General features: G+C 72.2%; 23 protein-coding genes, 1 tRNA gene and 1 pseudogene. 13 read left to right on the top strand and 12 right to left on the bottom strand.

What is annotated here, in order from left to right:
• Positions 1 to 97: 97 nt before the first annotated feature.
• The gene (locus tag DEJ20_RS03780; protein ID WP_111234982.1) at positions 98 to 700 is read right to left on the bottom strand and encodes a TetR/AcrR family transcriptional regulator; all 603 of its coding nucleotides are present in this window, start codon (positions 698 to 700) and stop codon (positions 98 to 100) included.
• 154 nt (positions 701 to 854) lie between these two features.
• Between DEJ20_RS03780 and DEJ20_RS03775 the strand changes: the two genes are divergently transcribed.
• The 4 genes from DEJ20_RS03775 (at position 855) to DEJ20_RS03760 (ending at position 4,771) form a co-directional block, all read left to right on the top strand.
• Positions 855 to 1,781 (top strand): alpha/beta hydrolase family protein, encoded by a 927-nt coding sequence (locus tag DEJ20_RS03775; RefSeq protein ID WP_181431503.1) that lies wholly within the window; start codon positions 855 to 857, stop codon positions 1,779 to 1,781.
• Positions 1,778 to 2,755 carry an SDR family NAD(P)-dependent oxidoreductase gene (locus DEJ20_RS03770; RefSeq protein ID WP_111234980.1) on the top strand — a complete coding sequence of 326 codons (978 nt, stop codon included), beginning with the start codon at positions 1,778 to 1,780 and terminating at the stop codon, positions 2,753 to 2,755. The genes DEJ20_RS03775 and DEJ20_RS03770 overlap by 4 nt, the downstream gene beginning before the upstream one ends.
• Positions 2,756 to 2,818: 63 nt before the next feature.
• Positions 2,819 to 3,274: a GNAT family N-acetyltransferase gene (locus tag DEJ20_RS03765; protein WP_258377124.1), complete on the top strand. Its 456-nt coding sequence runs from the start codon at positions 2,819 to 2,821 to the stop codon at positions 3,272 to 3,274.
• A 30-nt stretch (positions 3,275 to 3,304) separates the two neighbouring features.
• Entirely contained in the window at positions 3,305 to 4,771 is a 1,467-nt protein-coding gene (locus tag DEJ20_RS03760; protein WP_111234978.1) for an SDR family NAD(P)-dependent oxidoreductase, read from the top strand.
• A gap of 12 nt (positions 4,772 to 4,783) precedes the next feature.
• Here the strand turns inward: DEJ20_RS03760 and DEJ20_RS03755 are convergent, their stop codons facing one another.
• The gene (locus DEJ20_RS03755; RefSeq protein ID WP_111234977.1) at positions 4,784 to 5,098 is read right to left on the bottom strand and encodes an immunity protein TriTu family protein; all 315 of its coding nucleotides are present in this window, start codon (positions 5,096 to 5,098) and stop codon (positions 4,784 to 4,786) included.
• Positions 5,099 to 5,143: 45 nt separating this feature from the next.
• Positions 5,144 to 5,215: transfer RNA gene (locus tag DEJ20_RS03750), tRNA-Gln, on the bottom strand.
• 79 nt (positions 5,216 to 5,294) lie between these two features.
• Here DEJ20_RS03750 and DEJ20_RS03745 point away from each other — a divergent pair.
• Together DEJ20_RS03745 and DEJ20_RS03740 are read left to right on the top strand one after the other, a co-directional pair.
• A complete protein-coding gene (locus tag DEJ20_RS03745; RefSeq protein WP_071406000.1) occupies positions 5,295 to 5,789 on the top strand; it encodes a MarR family winged helix-turn-helix transcriptional regulator in 495 nt (164 codons plus the stop codon).
• A 47-nt stretch (positions 5,790 to 5,836) separates the two neighbouring features.
• Positions 5,837 to 6,313: a VOC family protein gene (locus tag DEJ20_RS03740; protein ID WP_146245395.1), complete on the top strand. Its 477-nt coding sequence runs from the start codon at positions 5,837 to 5,839 to the stop codon at positions 6,311 to 6,313.
• A 6-nt stretch (positions 6,314 to 6,319) separates the two neighbouring features.
• On the opposite strand, the gene DEJ20_RS03735 is transcribed toward DEJ20_RS03740, so the two are convergent.
• From DEJ20_RS03735 to DEJ20_RS03700, 9 genes and pseudogenes are all read right to left on the bottom strand, one after another.
• Entirely contained in the window at positions 6,320 to 7,675 is a 1,356-nt protein-coding gene (locus DEJ20_RS03735) for an ABC-F family ATP-binding cassette domain-containing protein (RefSeq protein ID WP_411512263.1), read from the bottom strand.
• Between the two features lie 23 nt (positions 7,676 to 7,698).
• Positions 7,699 to 8,167, bottom strand: a pseudogene (locus DEJ20_RS18110) (ATP-binding cassette domain-containing protein); the annotation flags it as partial.
• A gap of 383 nt (positions 8,168 to 8,550) precedes the next feature.
• Positions 8,551 to 9,225 carry a hypothetical protein gene (locus DEJ20_RS03730; RefSeq protein ID WP_111234975.1) on the bottom strand — a complete coding sequence of 225 codons (675 nt, stop codon included), beginning with the start codon at positions 9,223 to 9,225 and terminating at the stop codon, positions 8,551 to 8,553.
• Between the two features lie 2 nt (positions 9,226 to 9,227).
• Entirely contained in the window at positions 9,228 to 9,626 is a 399-nt protein-coding gene (locus tag DEJ20_RS03725; protein ID WP_042537802.1) for a PLDc N-terminal domain-containing protein, read from the bottom strand.
• Positions 9,623 to 10,300 carry a hypothetical protein gene (locus DEJ20_RS03720; protein WP_181431502.1) on the bottom strand — a complete coding sequence of 226 codons (678 nt, stop codon included), beginning with the start codon at positions 10,298 to 10,300 and terminating at the stop codon, positions 9,623 to 9,625. Before DEJ20_RS03720 ends, DEJ20_RS03725 begins: the two co-directional genes overlap by 4 nt.
• Positions 10,297 to 10,737 carry a molybdenum cofactor biosynthesis protein MoaE gene (locus DEJ20_RS03715; protein ID WP_111234973.1) on the bottom strand — a complete coding sequence of 147 codons (441 nt, stop codon included), beginning with the start codon at positions 10,735 to 10,737 and terminating at the stop codon, positions 10,297 to 10,299. The genes DEJ20_RS03720 and DEJ20_RS03715 overlap by 4 nt, the downstream gene beginning before the upstream one ends.
• Positions 10,734 to 11,246 (bottom strand): MogA/MoaB family molybdenum cofactor biosynthesis protein, encoded by a 513-nt coding sequence (locus tag DEJ20_RS03710; RefSeq protein ID WP_071406005.1) that lies wholly within the window; start codon positions 11,244 to 11,246, stop codon positions 10,734 to 10,736. Before DEJ20_RS03710 ends, DEJ20_RS03715 begins: the two co-directional genes overlap by 4 nt.
• Entirely contained in the window at positions 11,243 to 11,758 is a 516-nt protein-coding gene (moaC, locus tag DEJ20_RS03705; RefSeq protein WP_220034974.1) for a cyclic pyranopterin monophosphate synthase MoaC, read from the bottom strand. Before moaC ends, DEJ20_RS03710 begins: the two co-directional genes overlap by 4 nt.
• Complete coding sequence (locus DEJ20_RS03700; protein WP_258377123.1) at positions 11,755 to 12,993, bottom strand: molybdopterin molybdotransferase MoeA; 1,239 nt, start codon at positions 12,991 to 12,993, stop codon at positions 11,755 to 11,757. Before DEJ20_RS03700 ends, moaC begins: the two co-directional genes overlap by 4 nt.
• A 106-nt stretch (positions 12,994 to 13,099) precedes the next feature.
• Here DEJ20_RS03700 and DEJ20_RS03695 point away from each other — a divergent pair, with 106 nt between their 5' ends.
• From DEJ20_RS03695 to pgm, 7 genes are all read left to right on the top strand, one after another.
• Positions 13,100 to 14,038, top strand: a complete 939-nt coding sequence (locus tag DEJ20_RS03695; RefSeq protein WP_111234971.1) for an MTAP family purine nucleoside phosphorylase — start codon at positions 13,100 to 13,102, stop codon at positions 14,036 to 14,038.
• Complete coding sequence (locus tag DEJ20_RS03690; RefSeq protein WP_111234970.1) at positions 14,035 to 15,105, top strand: NAD-dependent epimerase/dehydratase family protein; 1,071 nt, start codon at positions 14,035 to 14,037, stop codon at positions 15,103 to 15,105. Before DEJ20_RS03695 ends, DEJ20_RS03690 begins: the two co-directional genes overlap by 4 nt.
• Before the next feature lie 385 nt (positions 15,106 to 15,490).
• The gene (locus DEJ20_RS03685; RefSeq protein WP_111234969.1) at positions 15,491 to 16,240 is read left to right on the top strand and encodes a glycosyltransferase family 2 protein; all 750 of its coding nucleotides are present in this window, start codon (positions 15,491 to 15,493) and stop codon (positions 16,238 to 16,240) included.
• Positions 16,237 to 16,902: a TIGR04282 family arsenosugar biosynthesis glycosyltransferase gene (locus tag DEJ20_RS03680; protein ID WP_111234968.1), complete on the top strand. Its 666-nt coding sequence runs from the start codon at positions 16,237 to 16,239 to the stop codon at positions 16,900 to 16,902. The genes DEJ20_RS03685 and DEJ20_RS03680 overlap by 4 nt, the downstream gene beginning before the upstream one ends.
• Complete coding sequence (locus DEJ20_RS03675; protein WP_111234967.1) at positions 16,899 to 17,561, top strand: class I SAM-dependent methyltransferase; 663 nt, start codon at positions 16,899 to 16,901, stop codon at positions 17,559 to 17,561. Before DEJ20_RS03680 ends, DEJ20_RS03675 begins: the two co-directional genes overlap by 4 nt.
• Positions 17,562 to 17,687: 126 nt before the next feature.
• Entirely contained in the window at positions 17,688 to 17,933 is a 246-nt protein-coding gene (locus DEJ20_RS03670) for a hypothetical protein (RefSeq protein WP_111234966.1), read from the top strand.
• Between the two features lie 146 nt (positions 17,934 to 18,079).
• The gene (gene pgm / locus DEJ20_RS03665) at positions 18,080 to 19,699 is read left to right on the top strand and encodes a phosphoglucomutase (alpha-D-glucose-1,6-bisphosphate-dependent) (protein ID WP_111234965.1); all 1,620 of its coding nucleotides are present in this window, start codon (positions 18,080 to 18,082) and stop codon (positions 19,697 to 19,699) included.
• The last annotated feature ends 200 nt before the right edge of the window (positions 19,700 to 19,899 follow it).

Below are 19,899 nucleotides of genomic sequence, written 5' to 3'. Positions count from 1 at the left end.
GCGGCCCGAGACGGTCACCATGCCGGACGGGAGGCCCGTGGCGGGCACGCACCGCGCCTCCAGTCCGGTGCCGGTCGCGACCAGTGCACGTGGCCGGCTACGCGCTGCCGGTCACCGTCGGCTGCGCCTGCCGCAGCCCGGTGACCAGGAGGGTCACGATCGTCCGGACGTCGTAGTCGGGGTCCTGGGGACTCCACGCCACCAGGTCACCGACGGCCCGGAGCAGCTGGTACGGCGGGGTCGGCGCGGCCACGTCGCCGGACTCCCGCGCGGCGTCGAGCAGCCGGCCGAGCACGGGCACGAGCTCGTCGACGAACAGCGTGTGCAGCGCCGTGAAACCGTCGGCGTCGCCCTCCCAGACACGCGCCAGGCCGTGCTTGGTGCCGAGGAAGTCGACGAACTGGTGCACCCAGCGCAGCAGGGCGGCGAACGGCGACGGTTCGGAGTCGAGCAGCGCCGGCCCCGCGTCGACCAGGGCCTCGATCTGGTGCCGGTAGACGGCGACGACCAGGTCCGAACGGGTCGGGAAGTGCCGGTAGAGCGTTCCCACCCCGACACCGGCGGCGGTGGCGACCTCGCGCACCGGTGCGCCGACGCCCGAGGCCGTGAAGACCGCGGCAGCGGCGTCGAGGATCGTGCGCTCGTTGCGCTCGACGTCGCGACGGCGACGCGGCACGGGGTCGGTCGACGGGGTGCTCATGTGTCGATCATCCCACGACGCAGACGCGATGCGGAACAACGCTCCGCTTCGTCTTGCAATACGGATCGTTGTTCCGTATCGTTCCGGAACGTCGCTCCGTTTCAGACGACGATCGCTCCGACCACGGGCGACACCGCATCCCGGAAAGGCCCACATGGCACCCACAGCACCTCGGCCGCAGGTCATCAGCGTGCGCCCCGTCACGCTTCCCGCACCCTCGCGCGGCCAGGACCTCGAGGTCCGGATCACCGCACCGATGACCGGCACCGACCTGCCCGTCATCGTCTTCGCCCACGGCTTCGGCCAGTCCATGACCGGCGGCGACCCCCTGGTCGACCACTGGACCGCGAACGGCTTCGTCGTCGTCCAGCCGACGTTCCTCGACGCAGCGGCCTACGGGCTGACGCTCGACGACCCGCGCTACCCGACCATCTGGCAGACGCGGGTCGACGACCTCGAGCGGGTGCTCGACGACCTCGACCAGCTCATGGACGCGGTCCCCGGCCTGAGCGGGCGCGTCGACACCGCGCGCATCGCCGCGGTCGGACACTCGTGGGGCGGACAGTCCGTGGGCATGCTGCTCGGGGCCCGCGTCCTCGACGCCGACGGACGGCCGGGCGAGGACCGCACCGACCACCGCGTGCGCGCCGGGGTCCTGCTGTCCACCACCGGGATCGCGCGCGGCGACCTCGCGCCGTTCGCGCAGGAGCACTTCGCGTTCATGAGCCCCGACTTCAGCCAGCTGCACACCCCGTCACTCGTCGTCGCCGGCGACCACGACCAGTCCCAGCTCTCGACGCGAGGTCCGGACTGGTTCACCGACGTCTACCACCTGAGCCCCGGCGCGCGGCACCTGGTGACCGTCCACGGCGGCGAGCACCTGCTCGGCGGGATCCAGGACTACGAGTCGACCGCGACCACGGACGAGAGCCCCGAGCGTGTGGACCTCGTCCGCCACACCACGACGGCGTTCCTCCGGACCGCGCTCGGCCTCGACCCCGGAGCGTGGTCGGCGATCGCCGACGCCGTCGGCCCTGCTGCCGCCGTCGGCCACATCGAATCGAAGGAGCACCACTCGTGATCACCGACCAGCACCCCCTGCCCAGCAGCTTCACCGCCGCGTCCACCGCCGCCGACGTCCTGGACGGCGTCGACCTGACCGGCCGGAACGTCGTCGTGACCGGCGGACACAGCCGCCTCGGCCGTGAGACCAGCCGCGCCCTCGCGGCGGCCGGCGCCGACGTCACCGTCGCCTCCCGTGACGTCGACCGGGCATCCGCAGCAGTCGCCGACATCCCGGGCATCCACGTCGAGGCCCTCGACCTCACCGACCCGTCGTCGGTCGATGCCTTCGCCGCGCGCTGGTCGGCCTCCGGCCGCCCGCTGCACATGCTCGTGAACAGTGCCGCGATGCTCTTCACCCCGGACCGCCGGCTCGACGGCCGCGGCAACGAACAGGCGTTCTCGACGACGCACCTCGGGCACTTCCAGCTCACGCGGGCGCTCCTCCCCGCCCTCCTGGAGGCCCGTGGTGCGCGAGTCCTGACCGTCACCTCCGGTGCGGCGCGGTTCGGGCAGATCCGGTGGGACGACCTGACGTTCGCGCACGGGTACGACCCGGTCACCGCGTACGGCCAGTCGAAGCGCGCCAACGTCCTGTTCACGGTGGAGCTCGACCGGCGGTACGCCGACCAGGGCATCCGCGCCTTCGCCGCGCACCCGGGCGTCATCATCGGACCCGGCCCGCACGACGCTTCTCGGATCGCCTCCTACCGCGAGCAGGGACTGGTCGACGACCACGGGATGACCGTCATCGACCCCGAGGTCGGCAAGAAGACCGTCGAGCAGGGCGCAGCCACGCTCGTGTTCGGCGCCGCGAGCCCGCTGCTCGACGGCGTCGGCGGGGTCTACCTGAAGGACAGCGACGTCGCCGTGATCGACGACCGGGTCCTGCCCCTCACCGCGGACCGGATCCCGTCGGACGCGAACTCGGCGATGCTCGACGCCGACGATGCCCGGCGGCTGTGGGAGGTCAGCGAGGGGCTCCTGGCCTGATCGTGGTCAGCCGGGGGCTCCTCGTCTGCTCACTGTCCGCGTCGTCCTCGCTACTGTGTGACGGTGCTGACCGTGCGGATCGAGAGCCCCCGGCAGGACGACGTCCTGCACCTGCTGCAGCAGGGCGACGACTACGGACTGAGCCTCTACGCGGCCGAGAACTACCACGCGCTGGACGTCGACGACCTGGACCAGCCCGACGTCACGTTCCTGGTGGCGCGCGAGGACGGCACCGCCCTCGGCACGGTGGCGCTCGTCGACGCCGGCGACGGCACCGGCGAGGTCAAGCGCATGTTCGTGAGTGACGCCGCGCGTGGGCTCGGCGTGGGGACGCGGCTGCTCGACGCCCTGCACGACCGGGCGCGCGCGGTCGGCATCGGGACCGCCCGACTCGAGACCGGTCTGCCGCAGGCCGCGGCGATCGCGCTGTACCGGAAGGCCGGGTACGCGGACATCCCCCGGTTCGGCCCGTACGTCGACGACCCGACGAGCGTGTGCATGGAGCAGCAGCTCGTCTGATCGGCGCTCGGTCCCGACGTAGGATCGCGTGTGAGCTCCGAGCACCCCGAACCCAGCGGCATCGACCCCGACGACCTGACCGTCGCGCTCCGGGTGCTCGAGCAGCTGCCGTCGATCGACGAGACGCACCCGGACTTCATCCGGGTCCGCCAGGCCACCGCGAAGATGTTCAAGGCCGTCAAGCGTGCGCACCGTCTCGAGAAGCGCGGCGTCATCGCCGAGGCCGACCGCCGGGTGATCGCCGCCACCGCCACCGGGGCCGCCGACCGGATCGACGACGAGACCCGCGGCGTCCTGATCAGCGCCTCGACCGCGTCGACCACCGCGGGCACCCTGCTCAAGTCACGGCCCTGCTACATGTGCAAGCAGCACTACACGGTCGTCGACGCGTTCTACCACCAGCTCTGCCCGGCGTGCGCTCGCATGAGCCACGCGAAGCGCGAGGCCCGGACGGACCTGACCGGCAAGCGGGCGCTGCTCACCGGCGGCCGCGCGAAGATCGGCATGTACATCGCCCTCCGGCTGCTGCGCGACGGGGCCGACACCACCATCACCACGCGGTTCCCCCGCGACGCGGTGCGCCGGTTCGCGAGCCTGCCCGACTCCGCCGACTGGATGGACCGCCTGAAGGTCGTCGGCATCGACCTGCGCGACCCCGCCCAGGTGATCGGGCTCGCCGAGGACGTCGCCGCGTCCGGCCCCCTCGACATCCTGATCAACAACGCCACGCAGACCGTGCGCCGATCGACCGGGGCCTACCAGCCGCTGGTCGACGCGGAACTCACGCCGCTGCCCGACGGACCACTGCCCGAACTCGTGACCTTCGGGCACACGAACGACCAGCACCCGCTGGCGCTCGCCCGTTCAGTTGCCGCGCACCCGATCCTCGCGGCCGCCGCAGCCCGGGCCGACGAGCTGACCGAACAGGCGATGGCACCGGGATCGAGCTCGCTCGAACGGCTCGCCTTGGGCACCGCCATCGACGCCGGCGGCCTGGTCCCCGACCTGCACGACGAGAACTCGTGGACCCAGCAGGTCGACGAGGTCGACCCGCTCGAGATGCTCGAGGTCCAGCTGGCCAACACCACGGCCCCGTTCATCCTGATCTCGAAGCTCCGCCCCGCGATGGCCGCGAGCACGGGACGCCGCACCTACGTGGTGAACGTCAGTGCCATGGAAGGGGTGTTCGGCCGCGCCTACAAGGGACCGGGTCACCCGCACACGAACATGGCGAAGGCCGCCGTGAACATGCTCACCCGCACGAGCGCGCAGGAGATGTTCGAGACCGACAACATCCTGATGACGAGCGTCGACACCGGCTGGATCACCGACGAACGGCCGCACCCCACGAAGGTCCGGCTCGCCGAAGAGGGCTTCCACGCGCCGCTCGACCTGGTCGACGGGGCAGCCCGCGTCTACGACCCGATCGTCCGGGGCGAAGCCGGCGAGGACCTGTTCGGCGTCTTCCTGAAGGACTACGCGCCGAGTTCGTGGTGACCGGCCGTCTCCTCAGACCTGGAGCTGCCGCCCCACGACCCTCGATGCGCCACTGACGAACCGCTCGAAGAGTGCACGGGCCGACAGGTCTGCGCCGATGTCGAGGTGCGTCGGGGAGATTCCCCGTTCGTCGGACACCATGAGCTCGGCGTCGCCCGAATCCCAGACGATCAAGTCGTAGGCGATCAGATCGGACTCCACCAACACGTGGGTGCTCCGGTTGCCCCGTTCCTCGGGAGAGCGCCGCAACTCGGTGTTCACGGCGTCGGCCTCGAGCTGCGCCATCAGCAGCGAGCCCCAGCGGTGGAAGTCATCCGAGATGGTCACTGCGCACACCCGCTCTCGCTCCCGCCGCGACGGACGACCCGCCCGCTCCGCCTCCAGGATTCGAACCCGGACCTAACGGCACCAAAGGCCGTCGTGCTGCCATTACACCAAGGCGGAACGCACCCGCAGGTGCTCCTCCATCCTCCCACGACCGACGAGGCTGGCTGTCCGCTCCGGGTTCGGCCAAGATGGAGGGATGCCGCATGAGGACGAGGTCGATCGCATCGTCGCGGCGTGGGGTCGTGAGCGTGCTGACCTCGACTTCGGCCCGCTCGAGGTGTTGTCCCGCGTGGACCGGCTCGCCCGACACCTGGACCGTGCCAGGCGGACGGCGTTCGACGCAAGCGACATGGAGCCGTGGGAGTTCGACGTCCTGTCGGCCCTGCGGCGCGCGGGCGAGCCGTACGAGCTGAGCCCGAAGACCCTGCTGCAGCAGACCCTGGTGTCGAGCGGCACGATGACGAACCGGGTGGACCGCCTGGCGGCCCGCGGCTTCGTGGGGCGTCGGACCGACCCGAAGGACGGCCGCGGCATCCTCGTCTCGCTGACGAGCAAAGGCCGGGTGGCGGTGGACGCGGCGATCGCGGACCTGCTGGCCGCCGAGCGCGACATCCTGTCCGGGGTCTCCGCCGACGAGCAGGGCCAGTTGGCCGGGCTGCTCCGCCGACTCATCCTGGGTCTCGGGGACTGACCGAAAGCGTGACACGGGCCGGGCGGCCCCGGCGTAGCGTGCGGCGCATGCACGCCATCACCCTCGCCGTCGCCGACGTCGCTCGATCGGCCGATTTCTACCGCGCCCTGCTCGGCATCGAGGGCAGCGGCGTCATCGGCACCGAGTACCCCGCCACCGAGACGCAGGCCGGCGGCACCACGGCGATGTTCACCCTCGACGACGGCCTGATCGTCAGCGTCTACGGCCGGGCCGACATGGCGAAGGACTCCGGCGTGCAGCTGGCCATGGCACCGAGCAGCACGATCGGGCACTTCACGAGCAGCCAGGCCGAGGCCGAGGCGTTCCTCGAGCGGGCGCAGGCAGCGGGCGCCACGATGCCGGAACCGCCGTACACACGCCCGTGGGGCATGTGGTCCGGCTTCTTCCAGGACCCGGACGGGCACCTGTGGGAGGTCGTGGCGAACCCCGGCGGTGGGGCGCCCGAGGACGCCACACCGGCGGACAGCGGCCAGGACGCGGTCGACCCCGCGTCCGTCGAGTAGACCGCCTCAGACCCCGAGCAGCTCCGCGACCTCGAGCCAGCGCTCCTCGAGCTGCTCGACCTCGGCCTCGAGCGCACCGAGCTTCGACTGCAGTTCGCCGAGCCCGGCGTAGTCGGACTGGTCGTGCGTCGCGAACTGGTCGAGCAGCTTCTTGCGGTCCGCGCCGACCTTCGCGATCTTGCGGTCGAGCGCCGACATCTCCTTCTCGGCCGTCCGCCGGTCCGCTCCCGACAGGGCGGACGCACCAGCGGCCGTGGACCCGGCCACGGCACCGGCCGAGCCGGTCCCGCCGACGGTGTCGGGCCGCCCGGCAGACGCGGCGGCAGCCGCAGAGGCGGTCCCACCACCGGTGCCGGCCTCGCGCAGACGCATGTACTCGTCGACGCCGCCGGGCAGGTGGCGCAGGTGCCCGCCGAGCACGGCGTACTGCTGGTCGGTGACGCGCTCGAGCAGGTACCGGTCGTGGCTGACGACCAGCAGGGTGCCGGGCCAGGTGTCGAGCAGGTCCTCCATGGCGGCGAGCATGTCGGTGTCGAGGTCGTTGGTGGGCTCGTCGAGGATGAGCACGTTCGGCTCGTCGAGCAGGATGAGCATGAGCTGCAGGCGCCGCTTCTGCCCACCGGACAGGTCCTTGACGGGTGTGGAGAGCTGCTCCGAGGTGAAGCCGAGCCGCTCGAGCAGCTGCGACGGCGTCATCTCCTTTCCGTCGGCGACGTAGCTCGTCTTCTTGCGGGCCACGACCTCGCGCACGCGGTCGTCGGCGAACTGCTGCAGGTCGGCGAGCTGCTGGTCGAGCACCGCGACCTGCACCGTCTTGCCGGTCTTCACCCGCCCGCTGGTCGGCTGCAGCCGGCCGGAGACCAGGTTGAGCAGCGTCGACTTGCCGGCGCCGTTCGGGCCGAGGATGCCGGTCCGCTCCCCCGGTGCGATGCGCCACTCGATGCGGTCGAGGATCTGCGTGCCGTCGAACGAGACGCTCACGTCGAGCAGGTCGACGACGTCCTTGCCGAGGCGCGCGGTCGCCGTCCGGGACAGCGCGACCGTGTCGCGGATCGGCGGGACGTCGTCGATCAGGGCGTTCGCCGCGTCGATGCGGAACTTCGGCTTGCTCGTGCGGGCCGGGGCACCGCGGCGGAGCCACGCGAGCTCCTTGCGGGCCAGGTTCTGGCGGCGCTGCTCGATCGTGGCAGCCTGCCGGTCACGCTCGACGCGCTGCAGGATGTACGCGGCGTAGCCGCCTTCGAAGGGGTCGACGACGCCGTCGTGGACCTCCCACGTGTCGGTCGACACGGCGTCCAGGAACCACCGGTCGTGCGTCACGACGACCATGCCGCCCTGGTTCGACGACCAGCGGCGGTTGATGTGCCCGGCGAGCCACTCGATGCCCTCGACGTCCAGGTGGTTGGTCGGCTCGTCCAGGAACAGGACGTCCCAGTCGCCGACCAGCAGCCGCGCGAGTGCCACACGGCGACGCTGCCCACCGGACAGCTCGTCGACGCTGACGTCCCACGGGATGTCCGAGACCAGACCGCCGATGATGTCGCGGATCTTCGGGTCTCCGGCCCACTCGTGCTCCTCGAGGTCGCCGACGACGGTGCTGCCGACCGTCGCGCCCTCGGGCAGGATGTCGCGCTGGTCCAGGTAGCCGATGGTCAGCCCGCGGCGGTGCGTGACGCGGCCGCCGTCCGGCTCGAGGCGCTGGGACAGCAGTGCGAGGAGGGTCGACTTGCCGTCGCCGTTCCGGCCGACGACGCCGATCCGGTCACCCTCGTCGATGCCGAGGGTGACGTTGTCGAAGACGACCTTGGTGGGGAACTCGAGATGCAGGTTCTCGGCGCCGAGGAGATGTGCCACACGTCAAGGGTAGGTGGCGCGGCGGGGTGGCGGGTGCGGTGCGGATGGTTCGGGGCGGGTGGTTCGGGTGTTCGGCCGGCTCTGGTCGCACGGTGCGCGCTTGTTCGAGTGGTGCGAGGTTGCCCGCTCGGTGCGAGCCTGTTCAGGCGCACGGAGCGCGCAACCTCGCACCAGTCGACAGGGGGCGCACGGTGCGTCGGCCTGGAGGCCCGGGTCAGCTCGTCGGGGTCGGCTCGGCCCCGGCGCGGGGCTCGTCGCACGGTGCGCGCTTGTTCGAGTGGTGCGGGGTTGCTCGCTCGGTGCGAGCCTGTAGCGGCGCACGGAGCGCGCAACCTCGCACCAGCCGACAGACCGCGCATGGTGCGTCGGCCTGGAGGCCCGGGTCAATTCGCCGGGGTCGGCTCGGCCCCGGCGCGGGGCTCGGTCTCCTGCAGGAACGCCCGCCATTGCCGCCGCTTGCGTACGGTCCAGAGCAGCATCGCGAGGAAGAACACGGTGAGGAGTGCGTACAGCAGTCCGAACAACGTCGCCCAGTTGAGCAGGAACTGCGCGAACGCGAACGGCGTCCATCCGAGGGCGAGCCAGAACGTCGATGTCGATTGGCTGAGTCGACGGCCGGCGAGCGCGACGAGCGCGGTCCGGTGCTGCGGGTCGGCGGGCTGCTGCCCACGAGCCATGCGCTCGATCCGTCGGCGGTCGGCACGGGGAAGCCCGAACGTCGGGTCAGAGATCGCGCTCTGGAACTGCCCACCGCCCCGGACGATGGCGATCACCCAGCAGACCGGGCCAACGATCATGAGCGGGACGATGACGAAGAACGCCCAGTCCGGCAGGCCACTTCCGGTCGAGGGCAGCTCGAAGCGCGGCAGGTGTTCGGCGCTCAGCCACCCGGCTGCAACCGCGGTGACGACGGCCAGCACGATCCAGATGACCCGCCGGACCATCGAACGGCGGACACGCGGTCCGACTGCCGCCCCCGCGAGACGGTCCTCCACCTGCTGCCAGGTCTCCTCGGAGACCGTGGCTCCGGCGAACTCATGCGAGGCCGGCGTGGACACGATCAGCTCGCGGGGGCGGTGTCGCCCTCGCCCGCGGCTTCCTTCGCGCGCTTCAGGCGGGCCTGCGCTTCCCAGTACTCGATCTCGCGCTCGAGCTCTGCGAGCTCCTGCTCGGTACCGGTGACGCGCTTGGCGCCGTGGGCGCTGCGGGCGTCACCGAGGGTCGCGTACCGGTCCTCGTGGCGGGTCGGCTCGATGTAGCGACCGTGGTTCCGTTCGCCCGGAGCCCAGTCGTGGCCGATGGCGAACCAGACGATGCTGCCGACGACGGGGACCAGGATCACGAGGATCACCCACGCGATCTTCGGCAGGCCGCGGATCTGGTCATCCGTCTTCGTCAGGATGTCGATCAGGGCGAAGACCAGCAGGATGACGGTGATCCCGGGCAGCAAAACGCTCATGTTCGCGATTCTATGGATCCGCTTGGAGTCTCACCATGCCCCGAACGAGCGTCCTGGTTGCGAAGGTGCACAGGGTGGGCGTCGAGGTACCGGCGGGCGAGCACCGCGGACCGTGCCGTCCATGCGAACTGCCCCGCGGCGGCGATGCCACCCGCGAGGTAGACGGGCCAGAGCGTGACGCCGGAGAACGCGACGGCCGCCCACACGACCACGAGGCCCGCGGTCAGCTGGATCCCGGTGCTGTCAGCCAGTTCGACGGCTCGAGCCCGCACGATCGCCAGCCGGTCGGCGGGGGCAGCGCGCCGCCCGGTCGCGGCCGCGGTCACCGCCCGCTGCTCGTGTTGCTGCAACGGCGCGAGCACCGCCACCGGCCGAGCAGTCACGCCGTTCCGTCTCCGGCGGATGCTGACCTGAACGGCCTCACTGAGACCGGCCACGAAGCCCAGCGCAGTGACCACGGCCGAGAGCGTGAAGCGCGCGTCGGAGCCGGCGGGCAGGACGATCGCCCCGACGCCGAGCACCACCAACACCAGCACGATCGCCAGGACGAACCAACGGACCTTCAGGACAGGACCCGGGGACTGCGCCGAGACGGCGCGAGCGCGTTCCTCGGACTCGGCCCACCGGCGTTCCACCACCGTCAATTCGGCGTTCGACCGTTCGGCAGATGTCACAGCGCCGCGACCCACTCGTCCGTCCCGTCGGTGAACCGCTGGTGCTTCCAGATCGGCACGCGCTCCTTCACCAGGTCGACCAGGGCACCGCACGCGGCGAACGCCTGCGCCCGGTGCGACGACGACACCGCTGCGGCGAGCGCGACGTCCCCGATGCCGAGCGCCCCGACGCGGTGCAGCACGGCGATCCGGACGTCGGGGTGGTCCTCGGCGATGGTCCCGGCGACCTCGGTGATGACGTCGCCGGCACTGGGGTGCCGTTCGTAGTCGAGCGCGGTGACGCCCTTGCCACCGTCGTGGTCACGGACGATGCCGGCGAAGGTCACCACGGCGCCGTCCTGCTCGGTGGCCACCACGGCTGCGACCTCGTCGACGCTGATGTCGCGGTCGACGACGTCGGCCAGAACGACCCGTGCGGCGGCCTCGGTGGTGCTCACGAGGCGCTCCGAGGGGCGTGGCCTTCGCCGTGCACCTGGGCGACCACGTGGTCGAGTACTCCGTCGAGCACGGCGAGGCCGTCGGACACCCCACCGCGCGATCCGGGCAGGGTGACGAGCAGACAACCGGCGTTCGTGACCCCGGCGACGCCGCGGGTGAGCAGTGCGGTCGGGCCGGCGCCCGCGAGTCCGCGCCGACGGATCTCCTCGGTGATGCCCGGCAGTTCGAGGTCTATCAGGCCCGCCACCGCCTCGGGGGTCCGGTCGGTGGGGGTGACCCCGGTGCCGCCGGTGGTGATGACGACACGTGCGTCGGCCAGGAGTTCGGCGGTGACGGTCTCGGTGATCGCGCCGCCGTCGGGGACGATGATCGGGTCGCTCGTGGTGAACCCGTGGTCGCGCAGCCAGTCGGCGATGACGGGTCCGGTGCGGTCGAGCGCGGGGTCGGCGGCGGCCTGCGTGGACACCACGACGACGGCGGCCCGGCCCCTGGTCGGCTCGGCGGTCATCGGTTGCTCCAGTCCCCGGAGCGCCCGCCGTGCTTCTCGAGCACGCGCACGTCCGTGATCACGGCCGCTCGGTCGACGGCCTTCACCATGTCGTACACCGTCAGGGCGGCGACGCTCGCCCCGGTCAGGGCTTCCATCTCGACGCCGGTGCGCGAAGTCGTGCGGACCGAGACCTCGATCAGCACGCTGTCGTCGGTGCCGGTGATGTCGACCTGCACGCCGGCGATCGGCAGCGGGTGGCACAGCGGGATCAGGTCGGAGGTCTTCTTCACCGCCATGATCGCGGCGATGCGGGCGGTGCCGACGGCCTCGCCCTTGGGCAGCGAGCCGTCGAGGATGCGTGCGACGACGTCAGGGCGGGTGACGACGGTGGCGGTGGCGGTGGCCGACCGGTCGGTGACGTCCTTCGCGGAGACGTCGACCATGTGCGCGCTGCCGTCGGCGCGCACGTGCGACAACTCGTCGGTCGGCGTCGGCTCGGACCGCATCTGGTCAGCGGACGGGTCGGTCATCGGAGGCTCCAGACGGTCAGGGGGTCGCCGACCTCGACGGTGTCGACCCCCACGGGGACGTGCACCAGGTGGGTGGCGGCGGCGTAGTGGACGAGCAGGTGCGAACTCGGCCCACCGACGAAGTGCACGGCCCCGTCCTGCACCCGGCCGCGACGGACCTGGTGCTTGCCGACGGGTGAGCCGGCAGCGGACGCCGCCGGCAGGACCTGCGTGGGCCGGTCCGGCACGAGCCCGACGGCGGCAGCGAGCAGCGGGCGCAGGAACACCTCGAACGAGACGAGCGCCGACACCGGGTTACCGGGGAAGGACACGACGGGCACGGCACGACCGGCACCGAACACGACGCTGCCGAACGCCTGCGGCCCACCGGGCTGCATCGCAACCGGCGTCACCGCGAGCCCGCGGGGTTCGAGCGCCTGTCGCACGACCTCGTACGCCCCGGCGCTGATGCCCCCGGTGGTCAGCACGAGGTCGGCCCAGTCCCCCACGGCCGCATCGAGCGCCCGGTCGAAGGCAGGGACATCGTCGGGCACCCGGACGGCCCGCGAGTCCGCACCGACCTGGGCCAGTTCGGCCTGCAGCGCGATGCCGTTGGCGTCACCGATGGTCGCCGAGTCCGTGTCGGCGCCCTGCAGCTCCGAGCCGGTCGACACGACGAGGACCCGCAGCGGTCGGCGCACCGAGACGGCCGTCACCCCCGCCGAGGCCAGCGCCCCGAGCAGCGCCGGCGTGACCGCAGAACCGGCCGGAGCGAGCTCGGCACCGGCGGGCAGGTCGCTGCCGGTCACCCGCACGAAGGTGCCGGCGGTCAGGTCGGCGGGCACTGTCACCCGTGGCAGCTCGAGCGCCGCCGGGAACGCGCCCGGCTCGGTCGCCTCGACGGGGAACACCGCGTCGGCACCGGCCGGGATCCGTGCACCGGTCATGATCGGCGCGGCTGTGCCGGGTTCGAGCGGTTCGGGCACCACGCCGGCCGGGATCGGGTCGACGACCCGGACGGCATGCCCCGCGTCCGCGGCCCGCACGGCGAACCCGTCCATCTGACTGTTGTCGAACGGCGGCAGCGGAACGGGCGACGCGACGGGAGCAGCGAGCACGCGGTGCGCGAATCCGACACGCGCACCCGCACCCACACCCGCGAGTTCGTCGAGCCGCAGGTCTTCTGCTCCGAGGCCCGCCACCACCGGCGCGAGCAACGCCGCCAGGTCGTCGCGGTGCTGACCGATCGTTCGCACAGGTGCCTCCGAACAGGGGTTGGTGGCGCCGTTCCCGGTTCGCCCGGTGGCGCCGTCAGTAGCGTATCCAGCGCGCAGCCCGCGCCGACGACCAACCGGAGGACCTGTGGAGAACGACGAAGCCGTGACGATCGGTGTCATCGGAGGCTCCGGCCTCTACCAGCTGTTCGAGGAGGGCACCGCCGACGAGCTCGACGTCCCGACCCCGTTCGGCCCGACGTCGAGCCCGATCAGCATCGGCACGATGGCCGGACGACGGGTCGCGTTCCTGACCCGCCACGGCCGTGAGCACTCCGTCGCCCCGCACCGCATCAACCACCGTGCGAACGTCTGGGCGCTCCGTTCGCTCGGCGTCCGCGCGATCGTGTCCTCGAGCGCCGTCGGCGGCCTGCACCCCGACTACGCCCCGGGCACCTTCGTCGTGACGGACCAGCTCATCGACCGCACCTGGGGCCGCGCCGACACGTTCTTCGAGGACGACGTGCAGCACCTGTCCTTCGCCGACCCGTTCGATCCGACGCTCCGCCGCGCGGCGATCGACGCCGTCGCCGGACTCGACGTGCCGTTCCGTCCGACCGGCACCTGCGTCGTCATCCAGGGTCCCCGGTTCTCCACCCGCGCCGAGTCCGTCTGGCTCCGGCAGGCCGGCGGCCACACCATCAACATGACGATGACACCCGAGGTCCCCCTGGCCGCCGAACTCGGCATCGCCACCGTGAACCTGTCGTTCGTCACCGACGCCGACGCCGGCCTGGCCCCGACCGAGGACGAGGCCGCAGCCGCTGCCGCAGCCAGCGGCCCCGACGTCGACGACGCCGGCGCCGTCGTCACCCACGCCCTCGTCATGGAACGCCTCGCCCGCGCCAACGAGGTCATCGTCCGCGCCATCGGCCAGATCGTCGCCGCCATCCCCGCCGACTTCACCCCGCGTGAGCTCGTCCCCACCAGCGCGAGCGCCAGCATCATGCAGGCCCAGCCCGCGACGGGCCCCACCGCCACGAAGGCCCAGCCCGCCTCCACCACCACCACAGGCGCCACCGCATGAGCCGCCTCCTCGTCACCGGCGGCGCCGGCTTCATCGGCTCCGCGATCGTCCGCCGCGCCCTGGCCGACGGCCACGAGGTCCGCGTCCTCGACTCCCTGCGCGACGACGTGCACGGCGACCCCGCCGAGGTCGTCCGCGCCCACCAGCAGCAGGGCATCGCGTTCGTGCACGGCGACGTCCGTGACCGGGTCGCCCTCGACGCCGCCCTCGACGGCATCGACGTCGTGTGCCACCAGGCGGCCAAGGTCGGCCTCGGCGTGGACTTCCAGGACGCCCCCGACTACGTCTCGTCGAACGACGCCGGCACCGCCCACGTCCTCGCCGGCATGGACCGGCACGACATCGGCCGGCTCGTCGTCGCCAGCTCGATGGTCGTCTACGGCGAGGGCGCGTACACCACCGCCTCCGGCGAACCCACCCGTCCGCCGGCCCGCCGCCGCGAGGACCTCGACGCCGGCCGCTTCGACCCGATCGGCCCCGACGGTCAGCCCCTGCTGCCCGGCCTGATCGACGAGTCCGCCGCGCTCGACCCCCGCAACGTGTACGCGCAGACGAAGGTCGCGCAGGAGCACCTCGCCTCGAGCTGGGCCCGTGCCACGGGCGGCCGCGCGATCGCGCTCCGCTACCACAACGTCTACGGATCGGGCATGCCGGCGAACACCCCCTACGCCGGTGTCGCGTCCCTGTTCCGCTCGGCACTGGCCCGCGGCGAGGCGCCCCGGGTCTTCGAGGACGGCGCCCAGCGACGTGACTTCGTGCACGTCGACGACGTCGCCGGCGCGAACGCTGCCTCGATCGCGGCGACCGCCGACCTGCCGTCGGACACGTTCCGCGCGTACAACGTCGGCTCCGGCACCGTGCACACCATCGGGGACATGGCCGCCGCGATCGCCGGACCGGACGGCCCGCAGCCGGTCGTCACGGGCGAGTACCGCCTGGGCGACGTCCGCCACGTCACGGCGAGTTCGGCGCGCATCGCCGCCGAGCTCGGCTGGCACGCCGAGGTCGAGTTCGAGGCCGGCATGCGCGACTTCGCGACGGCACCGCTCCGAAGCGCCGTCCGCTAGCCGGAACGCGTGCGTGAGCGTCGCACCGCTGGCCGCGCCTGAGAGCGCGACCAGCCACCGGACGGGAGGCCCGTGCCGGCCCCGCCCGGCGCCTCCCGTCCGCAGTCGCCGCCCCCGGGGCCACGCGGGACGCCGTCGTGTCGGCACCACGCCTCCTGGTGCGTGAGACGCCGCCGCATCCGGCGGCGTCTCGACGACACGACGGCGTCTTGCGCACCCACTCGCGGAACCCACGCGCGCACCCTGTCCCCCGTTCTGGGGACCGGACGCGCGCCGAGCGCGCTGAACGACCAGGACCCGGCAATTTCCTGTACCCCGCAGCGCGTCGTCGTGTTGTGTCGAGTGCATGCCAGGACAGACCCGTCGATCCGACCGACCGCACCGAATGACGGACATGACTGTCGACGTGATCCTGCCGTGCCTCGACGAGGCGGACGCCCTGCCGAAGGTCATCGCGCGGCTCCCCACGGGCTACCGGGCCATCGTCGTCGACAACGGATCGACCGACGGATCGGCCGACGTCGCCCGCGCCCACGGTGCCCTGGTGGTGACGGAACCCGTCAAGGGGTTCGGTTCGGCCTGCGCCGCAGGGGTCGCCGCGGCGACCGCCGACTTCGTCGCGTTCTGCGACGCCGACGCTTCGATGGACCCGGCCGAGCTCCCGCCCCTGGTCGACCGCGTGGCCAGTGGCCGCGTCGACCTGGCACTCGGCCGTCGCGTCCCGACCGGCCGCGGCGCGTGGGCCCCGCACGCGCGCTTCGCGAACCGCGTCCTCGCCGTCCTCATGCACCGCGCGACCGGCTACCGCCTGCGCGACCTCGGCCCGATGCGCGTGATGCGCCGCGAGGACCTCGTCTCCCTCGACCTGCGCGACCGCCGCAGCGGCTACCCGCTCGAGATGGTCCTGGCCGCCCACGCCGCCGGCTGGCGCGTCGACGAGTCCGACATCGGGTACGCGCAGCGCATCGGTGACAGCAAGGTGACCGGCACGCTCCGCGGCACGATCAACGCGGTGCGGGACATGTCCCGTCTGCTCCGTGCGTACCGCCGGGAGGCCCGTGTCCGGGTCGTCGCACCAGGTCCGCTCCGCCAGACGGCCGAGTCCACCCCCGTGGTCGAGGAGGCCCGCTCGTGACCGCCGTCCCGACCCCCGCCAGCGACGCCGCGCGCGCCGACGTCACCGTCGCCGTCGTGGCGAAGGAGTGCCTGCCCGGCAAGGTGAAGACCCGGCTGACGCCGGCGCTCTCCCCCGAGGGCGCCGCACGCGTCGCGTCCGCGAGCCTCGCCGACACCCTGGCGACCGTCCGCGCACTCCCCGCGGCCCGTCGGGTCCTGTTCTTCGACGGCGACGTCGTGCCCGCGTCGGCCGAGGGGTTCGAGGTGCTGCACCAGCCCGGCGGCGGCCTCGACGAGCGCCTCGGGTTCCTGTTCGACGCCGTCGACGGTCCGCTGCTGCTCGTCGGCATGGACACCCCGCAGGTGTCCACCGCGGACCTCGCACCGGTGTTCGAGGACGCCGGGCGCGATGCCTGGTTCGGCCCGGCCGAGGACGGCGGCTTCTGGTCGCTGTACCTGCGACAGCCGACCGGCGACCTGCTGCGCGGCGTCCCGATGTCGCGTGAGGACACCGGCGCAGTGCAGCTCGCACGCCTGACCGACGCCGGACTCGACGTGGGCGTGCTCGGGGAGCTGCTCGACGTCGACACGATCCCGGACGCCGAGCGGGTCGCCGACCTCGCTCCCGACTCCGACTTCACCCGGGCACTCCGTGCCGAGACCGTGGGGAGCACCCGATGACCATGCACGCACCCGTCTCGTTCGGTGCCGGCGGCGGCGAACCGTACGCCCGTGCCCTGCGCACCGACGGCCACCTGCGCCTGACCGACCCCGACCGCCCCGATGTCGTCACCACGATGGACGTCGGCCGCTGGAGCGCCGCGGCCGACCGCGTCGACCGCTCGCTCCTCGACGACGTCGACGGCGGGGTCATCGACATCGGCTGCGGCCCGGGCCGGATGCTCGTCGCCGCACGCTCCCGGGGCATCCCGGCGCTCGGCGTCGACGTCTCCGCCGAGGCCGTCGCCATCGCGCAGCGCGCCGGCGGCACCGCCCTGCAGGGTTCCGTGTTCGACGCGGTGCCCGACGAGGGCCACTGGGACACCGCGCTCGTGATCGACGGCAACATCGGCATCGGCGGCGACCCGACGGCCCTGCTCGCCCGCTGCCGCGAGATCGTGCGCGCCGGAGGCCGGGTCATCGTCGAGACGAACCCCGAGGTCACGGCCGACCGGGTGTACACCGCCCGGGTGGTCGACGCCGACGGCAACGAGAGCGCCGGGTTCCCCTGGGCCGAGGTCGGGCTCGATGCCCTGCACCGGCACGCGGCGGAAGCCGGGTTGGTCTCGCGGCAGAGCTGGACGGCCGAGGGCCGGAACTTCTGCGAGCTGCTCGCCTGAGCCTCCGACACGCGCTTGTTTTGCATGATGCAAGACAAGCGCGTAGAGTGGTGGTCATCCAGCCGACGGCGTCGCGGTCGCCGGCTCGGTGACCTGCGGACCTCGGCACGACGACGAGGAGCACCCATGCAGAACCGTCAGAACCCCCTGGGCGGCGCCTACGTGACCGGCCTCGAGACCCGCGTCGAGCTCGGCGCCTTCACCGGCGACGCGACCCGCGGCCCGGTCGGCAGCTACACCGGCACCGGCATCGGCCGAGCAGTCGGCCGCTTCGTCGACACGCAGTTCCGCCGTCCCGGCACCGCGACGTCCTCGACGCGCACCGTGACCGGCTCGTTCCGCACGGCGACGGGTTCGTTCCGCACCGCCTGAGGCACCCGCCTCCACAGACCGCGAGCGGTCGTCCACCCCGGGGGTCCCCCCTCAACCCGGGTGGGGCGGCCGCTCGCTCGCGTTTCCGCCGACCTCCGGTGCACTTCCCCCGAACGCGCCAGGGCCGCCGATGCCAGGATGGACGCATGAACGACCGCGCCGGCACCCCAGCGACCGCAGACGACCTCGTCGACCTCGACGAGCTCCTCGCCGCCTACCACGACCGAGTGCCCGACGTCTCGGTCCCCGAGCAGAAGGTCGTGTTCGGCACGTCCGGACACCGCGGGTCGTCGCTCGACACCGCCTTCAACGACACCCACATCGCCGCCATCACGCAGGCGATCGTGGAGTACCGCCGCGACCAGGGCACCGACGGGCCGCTCTTCATCGGCCGCGACACCCACGCGCTCTCGGCCCCCGCCGAGCAGACCGCCCTGCAGGTCCTCGCCGCCAACGGCGTCCGCGTGCTCGCCGACAGTGAGGACGGCTTCGTGCCGACACCCGCGCTGAGCCACGCGATCATCCGCTACAACCGCGCCGGCAACCCGGACACGGCCGACGGCATCGTCATCACGCCGAGCCACAACCCGCCCCGCGACGGCGGTTTCAAGTACAACCCGCCGCACGGCGGCCCCGCCGACAGCGACGCCACGAGCTGGATCGCGAACCGGGCGAACGCGATCATCGAGGGCGGCAACGCCGAGGTGCAGCGCACCGAGGACGCCGAGCCCGAGCGCTACGACTTCCTCAACACCTACGTCGCCGACCTCGAGAACATCATCGACATCGCCGCGATCAGGCGTGCCGGCGTGAAGATCGGTGCCGACCCGCTCGGTGGCGCCTCGCTGCCGTACTGGAACGCCATCCGCGACCACTACGGCCTCGACCTGACCGTCGTGAACCCCGAGGTCGACCCCACGTGGGCGTTCATGACGCTCGACTGGGACGGCAAGATCCGGATGGACCCGTCGAGCCCCTCGGCGATGGCCTCGGTGCTCGCCCGCAAGGACGACTTCGACGTGCTGACCGGCAACGACGCCGACTCCGACCGGCACGGCATCGTCACGCCCGACGGCGGGCTGATGAACCCGAACCACTACCTCGCCGTCGCGATCGAGTACCTCTACGCGCACCGGCCCGAGTGGCGCGACGACGCCGCGATCGGCAAGACCCTGGTGTCGTCGAGCATCATCGACCGCGTCGCCGAGTCCCTGGGCCGTCGCCTGTGGGAGGTCCCGGTCGGCTTCAAGTGGTTCGTCCCCGGCCTGATCGACGGCTCCGTGGCCTTCGGCGGCGAAGAATCCGCGGGTGCGTCGTTCCTGCGCACCGACGGCACCGCGTGGACCACCGACAAGGACGGCATCATCCTGGCGCTCCTGGCGTCCGAGATCGTCGCCGTCACCGGCAAGACCCCGTCGCAGCTCTACGCCGAGCTGACCGAGCGCTTCGGTGCCCCGGTCTACCAGCGCGTCGACGCCGCGGCCTCGAAGGAGCAGAAGGCTCGCCTCGGCAAGCTCGACGGCGACGCCATCACCGCGGACACCCTGGCCGGTGACCCGATCACCGCGAAGCTGTCGAAGGCCCCGGGCAACGACGCAGCCGTCGGCGGCGTGAAGGTCGTCACCGACAAGGCGTGGTTCGCCGCGCGGCCGTCGGGCACCGAGGACGTCTACAAGATCTACGCGGAGAGCTTCGTCGGGCAGGAGCACCTCGAGCAGGTGCAGCGCGAGGCCAAGGAGATCGTCGACGCAGCGCTGGGCGCGTAGCGCCCTCGTCGGACGGGCTGCGGGTCTCGGAGACCGCAGCCCGTCCGACGGAGCCGAGCCGGGCCTCCAGGCCGTGTGCTGCCGGGGTGTACCGGGCGTACCGTGACTGCCGATCCACTCAGGAAGCCGTCTCGGTGCGACCGAGCACTTGCGGCAGTTGTAACTTTGCAGGCAGCGCAAAAATCGTTCTGCCAGCGCAT

Source organism: Curtobacterium sp. MCSS17_005 (assembly GCF_003234225.2).
Classification (GTDB): Bacteria; Actinomycetota; Actinomycetes; order Actinomycetales; family Microbacteriaceae; genus Curtobacterium; species Curtobacterium flaccumfaciens.
This window is presented reverse-complemented; position numbering and strand designations above follow the sequence as displayed.